This window comes from Modestobacter sp. SYSU DS0904 (assembly GCF_054051115.1).
Genome location: NZ_JBJHAQ010000062.1, coordinates 1 through 12,704, shown reverse-complemented (window position 1 = coordinate 12,704; position 12,704 = coordinate 1). Strand labels below are relative to the sequence as shown.

Annotated in this window: 9 protein-coding genes; all 9 read right to left on the bottom strand. The window is 74.0% G+C overall.

From position 1 onward, the window contains the following. Positions 1 to 117: 117 nt before the first annotated feature. Positions 118 to 5,631, bottom strand: coding sequence for a PKD domain-containing protein (locus ACI79U_RS20905; protein ID WP_457072697.1), 5,514 nt, complete (start codon positions 5,629 to 5,631; stop codon positions 118 to 120). Between the two features lie 306 nt (positions 5,632 to 5,937). Next, the gene (locus tag ACI79U_RS20900) at positions 5,938 to 6,162 is read right to left on the bottom strand and encodes a hypothetical protein (RefSeq protein ID WP_457072168.1); all 225 of its coding nucleotides are present in this window, start codon (positions 6,160 to 6,162) and stop codon (positions 5,938 to 5,940) included. Positions 6,163 to 6,195: 33 nt separating this feature from the next. Continuing rightward, the gene (locus ACI79U_RS20895) at positions 6,196 to 6,654 is read right to left on the bottom strand and encodes a hypothetical protein (protein ID WP_457072170.1); all 459 of its coding nucleotides are present in this window, start codon (positions 6,652 to 6,654) and stop codon (positions 6,196 to 6,198) included. A 142-nt stretch (positions 6,655 to 6,796) separates the two neighbouring features. Then, complete coding sequence (locus ACI79U_RS20890; protein ID WP_457072172.1) at positions 6,797 to 6,943, bottom strand: hypothetical protein; 147 nt, start codon at positions 6,941 to 6,943, stop codon at positions 6,797 to 6,799. Between the two features lie 307 nt (positions 6,944 to 7,250). Continuing rightward, on the bottom strand, positions 7,251 to 7,976 hold the full coding sequence (locus tag ACI79U_RS20885) for a hypothetical protein (protein ID WP_457072174.1): 726 nt from the start codon (positions 7,974 to 7,976) through the stop codon (positions 7,251 to 7,253). Beyond that, a complete protein-coding gene (locus ACI79U_RS20880) occupies positions 7,973 to 8,758 on the bottom strand; it encodes a CDP-alcohol phosphatidyltransferase family protein (RefSeq protein WP_457072176.1) in 786 nt (261 codons plus the stop codon). The genes ACI79U_RS20885 and ACI79U_RS20880 overlap by 4 nt, the downstream gene beginning before the upstream one ends. After that, the gene (locus ACI79U_RS20875) at positions 8,755 to 10,017 is read right to left on the bottom strand and encodes a DUF1972 domain-containing protein (RefSeq protein ID WP_457072178.1); all 1,263 of its coding nucleotides are present in this window, start codon (positions 10,015 to 10,017) and stop codon (positions 8,755 to 8,757) included. The genes ACI79U_RS20880 and ACI79U_RS20875 overlap by 4 nt, the downstream gene beginning before the upstream one ends. A gap of 267 nt (positions 10,018 to 10,284) precedes the next feature. Further along, positions 10,285 to 11,820 carry a sugar transferase gene (locus ACI79U_RS20870; RefSeq protein WP_457072180.1) on the bottom strand — a complete coding sequence of 512 codons (1,536 nt, stop codon included), beginning with the start codon at positions 11,818 to 11,820 and terminating at the stop codon, positions 10,285 to 10,287. Between the two features lie 184 nt (positions 11,821 to 12,004). Then, entirely contained in the window at positions 12,005 to 12,562 is a 558-nt protein-coding gene (pth, locus tag ACI79U_RS20865) for an aminoacyl-tRNA hydrolase (RefSeq protein WP_457072182.1), read from the bottom strand. Positions 12,563 to 12,704 lie beyond the last annotated feature (142 nt).

Here is a 12,704-nt window from a genome sequence, read left to right as displayed (position 1 = left end):
CCCCACACGCGGCCGCCCCCGCCGCCGGGCCGGGGGACGTGCGCCCCGCCCGGCCGCGCGGCCGCGGCCCGCCCCCCCCCCCCCCCCCCCCCCCCCCCCCCCCCCCCCCCGCGGTGGTCAGCCCCTCGCCTGCACGCCGAACGCGGTGAACCGGACGGCGGCCGGCGCCGTCGCACTGCTCGACAGGTAGGCGGAGATGCCCACGCCGCCGGCCGCCTGGAGGGAGGCGGTGGAGTCGGTGCGGGTCACCGTCGGCTCGACGGGTTCGTCACTGCCGGCTGCCCAGACCGTGGTCGACAGCTCCGTGGTGCCGGTCCCGGAGACCTGGAAGCGGACCTGGAGCCCGGTGCCGGGCGTGTAGGCCAGACCGGGGACGGTCACCTCGCTCCCGATGAGGGTCTCGCTGAAGGAGCCGGCCAGCCGGGTGATCGCCACCCGCACGGTGCCATCGGTCAGGAACCGCAACCGGGCGCGGTACAGCTCGGTCGCGCTGACCCGGCGCCCGGTCACGTACACGTAGGTGCCACCACCGGTGGGCGCACCGTCCACGGCCAGCGTGGCCAGCACGTCCGCGCTGGTCTGGCTCACCTCCGGCAGGAACGAACCGGTGTTGTGCCCGCCCGCCCCCAGCTGCAGCGTCGCCGCCCCCGGGCTGACCGACTGCCGGGCACCACCGAACTGGACGCTCCACGCGCCACCCACGTCCGCGGTCCCCAGCCCACCGGACACCGTCCGGTCGAAGGAGTCGGCCACCACGACAGCCGGCTCCGTCGGCTCGGTCGGCTCCGTCGGCTCCGTCGGCTCCGTCGGCTCGGTCGGCTCCGTCGGCTCCGTCGGCTCCGTCGGCTCCGTCGGCTCGGTCGGCTCGGTGACCGTCACCGACTCCACGACCGTGCCGGTCGCGCCATCGTCGTCGGTCACCGTCAGCGTCACCGGGTACGTCCCCGCCGCGGCGTAGACGTGGTCCACGCTCGCCCCGGTCCCGGTCGCCCCGTCACCGAAGTCCCAGCCGTGGGAGGCCACCGAGCCATCGACGTCGGTGGACGCCCCACCGTCGAAGGACACCGCCAGACCGGCCACCGCCGAACTGAACACCGCGGTCGGCGCCACGTTCACCGGCTCGGGCTCCGGCTCCGGCTCCGGCTCCGGGGCAGCTGCACCTACGGGGACCGCGGTCAGCCCGGTGAACCGGACGCCGACCGGCGCCGTCGCACTGCCCGAGAGATAGGCGGAGATGCCCACGCCGCCGGCCGCCTGGAGGGAGGCGGTGGAGTCGGTGCGGGTCACCGTCGGCTCCACCGGCTCGTCGGTGCCCGCGGCCCACACCGTCGCGGCCAGCTCCGTGGTACCGGTGCCGTCCGCCGTCAGCCGCACGTGCAGCGGGGTGCCCGGTGCCGAGCTGACGCCCGGGACGACGACCTCCCCGCCGATGAGGGTCTCACTGAAGGAGCCGGCCAGCCGGGTGATCGCCACCCGCACGGTGCCATCGGTCAGGAACCGCAACCGGGCGCGGTACAGCTCGGTCGCGCTGACCCGGCGCCCGGTCACGTACACGTAGGTACCACCACCGGTGGGCGCACCGTCCACGGCCAGCGTGGCCAGCACGTCCGCGCTGGTCTGGCTCACCTCCGGCAGGAACGAACCGGTGTTGTGCCCGCCCGCCCCCAGCTGCAGCGTCGCCGCCCCCGGGCTGACCGACTGCCGGGCACCACCGAACTGGACGCTCCACGCGCCACCCACGTCCGCGGTCCCCAGCCCACCGGACACCGTCCGGTCGAAGGAGTCGGCCACCACGACAGCCGGCTCCGTCGGCTCGGTCGGCTCCGTCGGCTCCGTCGGCTCCGTCGGCTCCGTCGGCTCCGTCGGCTCCGTCGGCTCCGTCGGCTCCGTCGGCTCGGTCGGCTCCGTCGGCTCCGTCGGCTCGGTCGGCTCCGTCGGCTCCGTCGGCTCCGTCGGCTCCGTCGGCTCGGTGACCGTCACCGACTCCACGACCGTGCCGGTCGCGCCATCGTCGTCGGTCACCGTCAGCGTCACCGGGTACGTCCCCGCCGCGGCGTAGACGTGGTCCACGCTCGCCCCGGTCCCGGTCGCCCCGTCACCGAAGTCCCAGCCGTGGGAGGCCACCGAGCCATCGACGTCGGTGGACGCCCCACCGTCGAAGGACACCGCCAGACCGGCCACCGCCGAACTGAACACCGCGGTCGGCGCCACGTTCTCCGGCGCCGGCTCCGATGCGCCCACGGGCACCGCGGTGAAGCCGGTGACCCGGACACCGACCGGCGCGGTCGCGCTGCCGGACAGGTAGCCGGAGAGGCCGACCGACCCAGTTGCCTGCAGCGACGCGGTGGAGTCGGTGCGGGTCACCGTCGGCTCCACCGGCTCATCCGAGCCCGCCGCCCACACCGTCGCGGCCAGCTCCGTCGTGCCGGTGCCCACTGCCTGGACCCGCAGGTTCAGCACGGTGCCTGCGGTGTAGGTCAGCCCGGGGACCAGCTGCTCACCACCGATGATGGTCTCGCTCGCCGAGCCCGACAGCCGAGTGAAGGCCACCCGCACGGTGCCGTCTGCCAGGACGCGGACCCGAGCCCGGTACTCCTGGTTGGTGCCCAGCCGACGGGGCTGCACGTAGAGGAACGCACCACCGCCGGTCGGCACCTCCGACAGCGAGATCGCGGTCCGCAGGTCGGCGCTGGTCTGCGAGACGTCGGTCAGGTACGACCCCGTGTTGGTGCCCGACGTCATGTCCAGCGCCGCCGCCCCCGGTCGCACCGACTGGCGGGCTCCGCCGGCACTGACGACCCACTCGCCGCCGACATCGGCCGTGCCCAGCCCACCGCTGATGGTCCGCCCGAAGGCGTCCGAGGCCAGGACCGGCGGTGCGACGGCCTCCGTCACGGTCACCGTCTCCGCAGCGGAGCCGGTGGCACCGTCCGCATCGGTCACCGTCAGCGTCACCTCGTAGGAACCCGCGGCAGCGTAGGTGTGCTCCGCCATCGCCCCGTTGCCGGTCGACCCGTCACCGAAGTCCCAGCCGTAGGAAGCCACGGTGCCGTCGGTGTCCGCCGAGGCCGTCCCGTCCACCGACACCGACAGACCGGCCGCCGTCGCAGAGAACGCCGCCGTCGGCGCCTGGTTCGGCGGCGGGTCGGTCACGGTGACCGACCCGGTCCGCGCAGCGGTGGCACCGCCGTCGTCGGTGGCGGTCAGGGTCACCGTGTACGTGCCTGCGGCGGCGTACGTGTGGGTCGCCGTCGCCCCTGTCCCGGTCGCCCCGTCGCCGAAGTCCCAGGCGAAGGATTCGACCGTGCCGTCGATGTCGGTGGAGCCGGAGCCGTCGAACGACGCGGTCAGGTCCGCCACCGTGGAGGTGAACGCGGCCGTGGGGGCGACGTTGACCGACTCGCCGGTGGAACCCAGGGTGTGGTGGTCGGCGACCTGGGCTGCCGACAACGCGGTCGGGTAGATCGCGACCTCGTCGATCTGGCCGGTGAACCAGTCGTCCCCGACCCAGCCGCGGTCCCCGCCGATGCGCCAGTAGCCGCTGTAGCTCTGCCCGGCTGTCACCTCGGCACGCGAGCCGACCAGCGCCCCGTCGAGGTAGAGGCTCATGCCGGCCGGGCTCAGGGACGCCACGACGTGGTGCCACTCGCCGTCGTTGTAGACCTCGGAGCCGTTGATCGAGCGCCGGGCGCCGTCGTAGACACCGAAGTGGACCCGACCCTCGAGGTCCATGTAGACGTGCCGGTCCCGGTTGCTGCTGATGCCGGTGCTGGCGCTGCCGAAACCGATCAGCTTCCCGCCCTGGGTCGTCGTGGTCCGGAACCACGCTTCGGTGGTGAAGGTGTCCGGTGCGGGGACCGCCGCCCGGGTGGCCGCCAGACCGTCGCTCGTGCCGCCGAACTGGTAGGCGGTGTCGAGGTCGCCGGAGATGGCGCCCTCCTGCCCGTGGACCACACCGGAGCCCACCGTGAGGTCTGCGGAGCCGGCGTAGTCGTAGCCGGTGGTCCCGCTGGGCTCGCCGAGCGGCCAGTGGTGCTGGGCGCCGTCGGCGCGGACGGTGTCGCCGTAGGGCCGCTCGGCAGCGGCGCCCTCGAGCACCTCGACCGCCGTCCAGGACCCGTTCACCTGGTTGCCCACCGGGTCGACGGCACTGACCCGGTAGGTGTGCCCGCCGCCGGTGACGCCGACGTCCGTGAAGCTCATCGCCGGCGTGTTCCACCACGTGGACGCCGCAGTGACCTCGTACACCGGCGTCCTGGTGTCACCGTCCCGGTAGACCCGGTACGTCAGGTTCTCGTTGTCCTGGTCACTCGTGGCGGTCCAGCCGACCCGGGCGACGCCCGGGGCGAACGACACGACAGTGGGGGTCAGGCCGGCCGAGCTGGGACCGACCCGGTTGGGTGCGTTCGTCGGCAACGCGTACCGGACCAGTCCCTGCTGTCCGGTGCCATTGACCCGCGGGAACTCCCCGCCGTAGACGACGTACTCGCCGTTGCCGGCCACGCTCCAGCCCGCCTGGTACTGCCCGGTGTAGCTGCCCGGGGTCATGGTCGGGAACCAGGGCAGCAGCGAGGGGGTCGGCTGCCCCTGGAAGTTGGCGTTGCGGAGTGTGTGGGACCCGGCGGTGCCGGTGGCCTGCAGGCTCACGGCCGTGGCGTACTTGTGCACCCGCGGGCTCTGCTCCGGGAAGGCGCCGATGTTCTTGCAGTCGTGGGCGTGCGTGGCCGCGTAGAGCGCACCGTTGACCGGGAAGCTGGAGTAGCTGTCGCCCCGGCAGTCGTTGATCCACTGCACGGTGCCACCGTCCGCGTCCGCGGCGAAGGAACCCTCCAGGTTGCCGGGGCCGAAGTAGTCGTAGCCGGTGCCGTAGACGGTGGTCCCGTCGGTGGACAGGCTCCAGATGGCGGCGTTGATGCCCTGGTTGGTGATCAGCTGGTTGACGGCGAAGGGCCGCGTCTCGGCGCTGACCGGATCGAGCGCGCCGACGCCGGTGGCCTTGACCTCGTTGAGCGAGTCGAAGCGGCCAGCGGCGACCACCTGGGCGCCGCCTCCGGTGAGGACCAGGGCCATCACCTCGTTGCTGGTGCTGAGGTTGCCGTCGCGGTTCCCGTCGGTCGATCCCACACCCGGCTGCGGCGCCCAGGGCAGCAGCGCTCCGTCGACTGCCGAGACCGCGGCCAGCCGGTTGCGGCTCACGGATCCGACCGCCGCGAAGTTGCCGCCCAGGTAGACCGTGTCGTTCGTGGCGGCGATGGCCCGCACCCGGTTGGAGACGCTGGGGCGGAAGTCGCCGATCAGCTCGCCGGTCGAGGTGCTGTACGCAGCGACCCGGTTGCGGGGCTGGCCGTCCGCCTGCGTGAAGTCACCGCCGACGTAGATCCGCGACCCGTCCGGGGACGCGGCCACCACCAGCGCCTGGGCGTTGAGGCTCGGTGCGAACGACGTGATCAGCTCACCGGTGCGGATGTCGTAGGCGAGCAGGTTGCCCCGCGCCGTCTCCTGGGTGCCGGCGGCCGCGCCGGCCGGCCGCGCCCGGCTGAACTGGCCCGCGGCGTAGACGGTGTTCCCGACGACGACCTGCGACCACACCACGCCGTTGATCTGCACGGTCGGCAGCGCATCGGCGGTCACGGTGGTCGGTGTCGCGGGATTCGCCGGGTCGAGCGGGGCCGAGTCCGCGCGGGCCGTGCCGGTGGCCAACCCACCGACCGAACCGGCGAACAACAGGAGGCTGAGCAGTCCTGCCAGGACCGTCCTCGTCGCTTCGGTCGCTCGTGCAGACATTCAGTTTCCCCACTCGATCCAGAGGTCGCTCTGGCCAACGCCGAGAGCAGCTCCTGAACACTAAGCGTGATGAATGAGGGGTCGGGATCCCCCGACCCAGTGACGCTCCGTGCCGGTCGCCACCCGTCGGTGAGGATTTCGAACTCACTGTACTCAATCAGCTACTTTCAGCGATCGCTCAGGACCGCCAGCGGCGGAGGGCGTGGGAACGCCGCCCGACGCGCGAACGACTGGTGGTGATTCGAGGCGTCGGTGGAGCTCGCGGACGATGTAGCGCTTGAGGCAGCACTTGATCTCGCGGTCGGTCTTGCCGCGGGCGCGGCGGCAGTCGGCGTAGGCGCGGGTGCGCTCGTCGCGTTGCAGCCGGGTGAGGACCACGGTGTGCAGGGCCCGGTTGCGCTGGCGGCCACCTCAGCGGTTGAGCCGGTAGGACACGGTCTTGCCCGAGGACGCCGGGATCGGGGCGGTGCCGGCGAGCATGGCGAAGGCGGCGTCGTTCCGGCAGCGGCCGGGTGGGACCAGGCGGTGAGCACGGTGGCGGCGGCGATGGGACCGACTCCGGTCAGCTCCAGCAGGTCCGGCCGCCAGGACCCCACGATCGCGCGGATGGCCCTCGTGATCGAGTGCTTCAGCCTTGAGGAAGCGGATGCGCCGGGCCGGGTCATGCAGCACGGTCAGTGCGGTGAACGCCTCCGCGTCCCCGCCGCTGGCGCCCGGCCGCAGTCTCGCAACGGTAGCGATCACGGCGCCGGTGGTCTGGCAGCGGAACCGGGCCCGCACCGGCTCTGGAGCGGTGATGACCATCGCCAGCAGCTGCCGCTGGCCGGCGGTGGCAGCCTCGACTGCGGCCCGCCGGGCGGTCAGGCGCACATGCAGTGCGGCCCGCTCTGCGCCGGTCTCGGGTTGGTCCAGTCGGGTGCGGGCCAGCGGATCGCAGGCGGCGAGTTCGGCATCGATCGAGCCAGACTCGGCACCGGCCGCCGGGCCGAGCGCTTGGGCCGGTCCAGTTCGATCACCATCTCCTCGACGGCGGCCAGGTGGCGGGCCAGGCCGGCGCCAGCACGCCACCGGCACGGGCGTCGAGGACCGCGGCGGTGTGGGTCTGGCTGTGGGTGTCGACGCCGATGACGACCTCGACCAGTTCTGCCGGCATGGACATGCGTTCTCCTCCTCGACCGGGGGACGCAGCAGGTCACGGTCCGGTGCGGAGATGGCAGGACTGTGATGAGACACGCCAGCAGCCACTGGCGGTCAAGCTCCTGATCAGGCCAACGTCTCCGGCCGGGCCGGTGCCGGCAGCAGCAGGCGGACAGGTCCGATGCAAGGCGAAGCCAGTCAGACCAAGGGGCACGCCGCCCACCACTGCCGGCCGTCAGCCCATCACCGACGGACTGACCCGGCCAGCCTCACAGTCAGCCGAGGGCGCGCGCCGCGGGCACGGCACGCGCACGTGCTCACCGGGCAGGTCAGCTGACCGCACCGGTGAAAGCGGCCAGCTGCGCTCCCGCCCGGTACCCGACCTCGACGGTGACGTCGGACCGGGCGTCGGTGGGCACGCTGAAGACGTAGACGCCCTCAGCCGCATCGCCCGAGGGCAGCGTTCCTCCGAACGGTGAACGCGACGGGTCCGCGAGCGGCGAGGCGGGGGTCCGGTCCGGCCCGTGGAACAGGTTGACCGAGACGCCGTCGAGCGAGAGCTCGCCGTCGGTGGGGTTGTCGATCCGCACGGTCACCCGGACGGCCGGGCCGGCGACGTCCCCGGGGCCGGTGGCGCGCCCCTCGATGGCCTCGATCAGGGACAGGGACGCAGTCAGCCCGTCCACCACGACCGGCTCGTCGAGGGATACCACCGGCAGTGCCGGCGGGAGCTCAGCCGAGTCGGCCGGTGGGGTTGCCGGGTTGGCGCCCGTCGAGGGGGTCGGAGCCTCCTCCGGAGCTGCCGCCGTCGGCTCGGACGGCTCGGCACCGGCCGTGCCATCGGCAGAGCCGTCCGTGGGGACCGACTCCGCCGCGGAGCTCGACGTCCCGTCAGGGGTGGCCGTCCCGTCGTCGTCGCCGGTGATCACGGCCCCGAGGACGACGAGAGCAGCGACCACCAGGACGGCGAGCGCGGCGATCACCGCGCGGCGACGCCGCCGGCCGGTCGGAGCCGCGCCGTCCGTGGACTCGTCGACCGTGGGGGGAACGCTCATCGTGACAACCTGCCCATCTCCGTGAACCACTTGACCACTGCGAGGGCCAGGTAGGCCGCCGTCGCGAGGAGCAGCACCGCATAGGCGGTGAGGAACAGTGCCGGCGCGCCCAGCAGGAGGAACACCAGGCAGAGCAGGCCGTAGTCGGTCGGCACGGCGAGCAGCGAGCGCAGCACGCTGGGCCGGGCGTCGGACCGGGCCGCCCGGGTGGGGGCGCCGTGCTGAGCGCGTAGCGACTCGTTGAGCAGGGTGCCGAAGAACAGCACCACCGACACGACCGAGAACCCGAGAGGCAGCAGCAGCCACGCACCGCGCTCCACCGACTCGAACCGGTACAGCCCGACGAGCAGGGCCAGGTGCAGGCTGGCGATCTTCAGCGCGTCGACCATGTGGTCCAGCCACTCACCCGCCGGGGAGCCGCCGCCGCGCAGCCGCGCCAGCTGACCGTCGGCGGAGTCCAGTGCATAGCCGACGACCAGCAGCACGGCCACGGCGAAACCCAGCGCCCAGGACGCCGGGACCAGGGCCAGCACCGCGATGCCGGTGAAGGTGCAGAGGGCGCTGAGACCGGTCACCGCGTTCGGCGTGAGCCGGGCGTGGAAGGCGAGCGCCGCCAGCAACCGGCCGAGCTTGCGGTTGACGAACCGCGAGTAGGCCGGGGCGCCCTTGGCACCCTTCTGCGCCGCCCCCAGTCGGCGGAGCGTCTCCCGCAGCGTCTCCTCGCCCGGTCGGGGCCGGTCGGCCGGGACCGGCGCCGCCGGGCGTTCCAGGATCTCGCTCATGCCCCGGCCGACCGTGCGGAGGAGGAGTCGGCCGCCGCGGGGGACGACGGGCGCTGCGGGTACTCGGTCGGCGTGCGGGGGGTCGGCGACACCGCCGGCCGCGGCACGGCGGTGACGGGCTCGCCCGGAGCAGCCGCCGGGCCGAGCCGCAGCCGCCGGCCGCTGGGCCGGGACCGCGGGAAGTCGCGGGCCGCCAGCCGCTGGCACAGCGCCTCGTATGCCTGGGCCACGTGGTCCCAGTCGTAGCGGGCCGACAGCAGCCGGGCGCGCTTGCCCCGCCGCCGGGTGCCGGCCACGTCGGCCTCGGAGCCGGCGAGCGCGGCGGCGACGTCGCCGGCGGTGCGGAAGTAGCGGCCGCTGGTCTCGAGCACCTCGCGGTTGAAGGAGACGTCGTAGGCGATGGTCGCCGCCCCGGCGCCGATGGCGCGCAGCAGCGAGGGGTTGGTGCCGCCCACCGAGTGACCGTGCAGGTAGGTGTGGCAGTGCCGGTAGAGCTGGTCGAGCAGCTCCTGGTCCCAGACCCCGCCCAGGAACCGCACGCGGTCGTCGGCGAGGTCGTGCACGCGGCGGGTGTAGTCGTCGGCGTAGGGGGCCGAGCCCACCACGACGAGCGGGAGCTGGGCGTCGCTGCGCCGGTACCCGTCGACGATGACGTCGACGTGGTTCTCCGGCTCGAAGCGGGCCACGACCAGGTGGAAGCCGCGGGGGGTGAGGCCGGCCGCGGCGAGCTTGTCCTCGGCCGGGTCGTCGAGCTTCGGGGCGCCGTAGGCGATCTGCTCGGTGGGCGCGGAGAACTCGTCGCGGTAGTAGTCCGCGATGCCCTGCGCGTCGGCGATCAGTGCGTCGGACCAGCGGACCGACAGCGCCTCGACGACCCGGTAGTACCGCTTGCCGACCCCGCCCCACTTGGCGCGCTTCCACTCCAGGCCGTCCACGTGGGTGGCGACCGGGATGCGGGCGGCGCGCAGCAGCGGCAGCCAGGGGGCGTTGGCGGCGTTGAACACCACGGCGGCGTCGACCCGGTGGGTGAGCAGGTGCGCCACCGACAGCCCGGTGTGGCTCAGCGTCTCCAGCGAGCGGCGGCGCAGCGCGGGCAGATGCACCAGGCGCATGCCCAGGTGGGTGGCCGGGCGAGGCTGGTCGGCCGCCGTCCGGCAGTAGACGACGACGTCGTGGCCGGCGTCGGCCAGCCGGCGGCCGACCTCCTCGACGGCTGTCTCGAAGCCGCCGTACCGGGCCGGGACCCCACGGGTCCCCACCAGCGCGATGCGAAGCGGGTCCGACCTCCTGGATGGCATGGTCTGCAGCTCCGTTTCTCCCGTGGTGGGGTTCGGCGCCCTCGAACGGGGGTGCCTCGTGCCGGTCCGGGACGGCCCCGGACGCGCTTGGCCGGTAGCTGGACCGGCCGCTCCAGGACCGACCATCTCCCGACCGGACGCCGGAGTCGCCCTTTGCGACACCGCCGTCACCCGGAGGGAGGAAGCCCCGCCGGGGGCGCCGTCACCCGACCGGGTCGGTCGGATCGGTCAGTAGGCACCGGACGCGGAGACCACCGCGCGGGCGGTCTTCCAGAGGATCTGGGCGTCCAGCGCCAGCGACCAGTTCTCCACGTAGCGCAGGTCCAGCCGGACCGCCTCCTCCCAGGAGAGGTCGCTGCGACCAGAGATCTGCCACAGTCCGGTGAGCCCGGGCCGGACGAGCAGACGGCGGCTCACCGAGGAGTCGTAGCGGGCGACCTCCTCCGGCAGCGGCGGGCGCGGCCCGACCAGCGACATCGACCCGGTGAGCACGTTGACCAGCTGCGGCAGCTCGTCCAGGGAGAGCCGGCGCAGCCACCGCCCGACCGGCGTGACCCGGGGGTCCGAGCGCATCTTGAACAGCAGGCCGTCCGCGTCGTTGCCGTCGGAGAGACCGGCGACCTGGCGGTGGGCGCCGTCGACCATGCTGCGGAACTTGAGCATGGTGAACTCCGCGCCACCGACACCCACCCGCTGCTGGCGGAAGAAGACCGGGCCGGGGCCGGAGAGCCGCACGGCCACCGCGAGGACGGCGAACACCGGGGCCAGCGCGATGAGCGCGGCCAGCGCGACCGAGCGGTCCAGTGCGCCCTTGACCACCCGCCGCCACCCCTCGAACCGGGGCTGCTCCACCGCGAGCAGCGGCAGCCCCTCGAACGGGCGGATGTGCAGCCGCGGACCGGCCACCTCCACCAGTCCCGGGGCGACGAGCAGCTCCAGGCCGGTGCCCTCCAGCTGCCAGGACAGCGACCGCAGGTACTGGGCAGCGGTCTCGGATGCCGACGTCACCGCGATGGTGTCGGCCCCGGTCAGCGCGGCGGTCGCGAGGACGTCGTCCAGGCCCGCGACCGGCAGGTCGGCGGCCTGCGCCACCCGGCTCCGGTCGGCCGGGGTGACGCAGAGCGCGACGACCTCGAGCCCGGCGTGGCCGGTGTTGCGCAGCCGGTCGACCAGTTCCAGGGCGGCGCCGCCGCGGCCGACGACGACCACCCGCTTCACGCACTCCCCGCGCAGGCGGCGGCGCTGCAGCCACCGGCGGGCCGCGTACCGCGCGACGAGGGTTGTGACCGTCAGCAGCGGGACGGCGACGACGACCAGGGCCCGGCTCAGCTCGAGCGCGGCTGCGTAGCTGACGAACCCGAGGCCGGCGAGCAGCAGCAGGCCGGCGCGGCCGATCCGGCGGAACTCGTCGCTGCCCACCCCCAGGAACCGTTCCTGGTGCGCTCCGGTGGCGCCCAGCAGCAGCGGCCAGACGACCACCAGCGACAGGCACGCCCACCACAGCGCGCCGCCCGTGGCGCCGTCCCGGGCGACCAGCACGGCGGCGCCGGCGACGGCGGCCAGCGTCGCCTCGACGGCGACCAGGCGCCGCCGGTGACGGCGGACCCAGACGACCCCGGCGCGGGCCGCCCGTGGGGCGGGGGCCGGCTGGGGAACGCGTGCGTCACCCTCCCCCCGGGGGGCGGGCACGAGACTGGCGACGGCCTCCGTGGACTCGGTGCGCAGCAGCAACAACGTTCCCCCCAGGCGATCGGTCTCGGTCACTCAGCGTGTGGGCGCTGCCGGGGAGTGCCGCTCGAACGGGTGCAGATGACCCAGGACCGGCGCTGTCGGCAACGCACAGTGACGATCACAAGAAGTCACAGTCGGTGGCAAACCACCGGGGGGACGTTCACCCGTTGGGACGCGGGAGTCACCCGTCTGCACCGGCCGGGGGTGACCGGTGATCTCAGCTGCGGGGGTGCACCACGTTCTGCGCGGCCTCCAGGCCGCGTTCGAGGAGCAGCTCGGTGGCGTCGGCCGCCTCCGCGATCAGCAGGTCCAGCGTCTTGCGCTCGGTGGCGGAGAAGTCCTTGAGGACGAAGTCGGCGGGGTCCTGGCGCCCGGGCGGGCGGCCGATGCCGACGCGGACGCGGAGGTAGTCCTTGGTGCCGGTGGAGCGGGTGATGGAGCGCAGGCCGTTGTGGCCGCCCTCTCCCCCGCCGCGCTTGAGCCGCACCGCCTCGAAGGCGATGTCCAGCTCGTCGTGGACGACGACGAGGTCGGTGGCGGGGAGGTGGTGGTAGTCCAGCAGCCCGCGCACCGGGCTCCCGGACTCGTTCATGTAGGTCAGCGGCACGGCCAGGACGACCCGGCGGCCGGCCAGGCGGCCCTCACCGGACAGCGCGCGGGAACGCGGGCCCTTGCCGGCGGACAGCTTCACCCCGGCCCGGGCGGCCAGCTCGGCGAGCACCATGGCGCCCACGTTGTGCCGGTTGCCGGCGTAGCCCGGACCGGGGTTGCCCAGCCCGACGACGAGGAACGGGCCCTCGGAGACGGGAGACGCCGCGGGGGGGGGGGGGGGGGGGGGGGGGGGGGGGGGGGGGGGGGGGGGGGGGGGGGGGGGGGGGGGGGGGGGGGGGGGGGGGGGGGGGGGGGGGGGGGGGGGC

Excerpts from the sequence above, each read along its gene's own strand:
- ACI79U_RS20880 (WP_457072176.1), bottom strand. The coding sequence starts at position 8,758 with ATGAGCGAGATCCTGGAACGCCCGGCGGCGCCGGTCCCGGCCGACCGG.
- ACI79U_RS20890 (WP_457072172.1), bottom strand. The coding sequence starts at position 6,943 with ATGTCCATGCCGGCAGAACTGGTCGAGGTCGTCATCGGCGTCGACACC.
- ACI79U_RS20885 (WP_457072174.1), bottom strand. The coding sequence starts at position 7,976 with ATGAGCGTTCCCCCCACGGTCGACGAGTCCACGGACGGCGCGGCTCCG.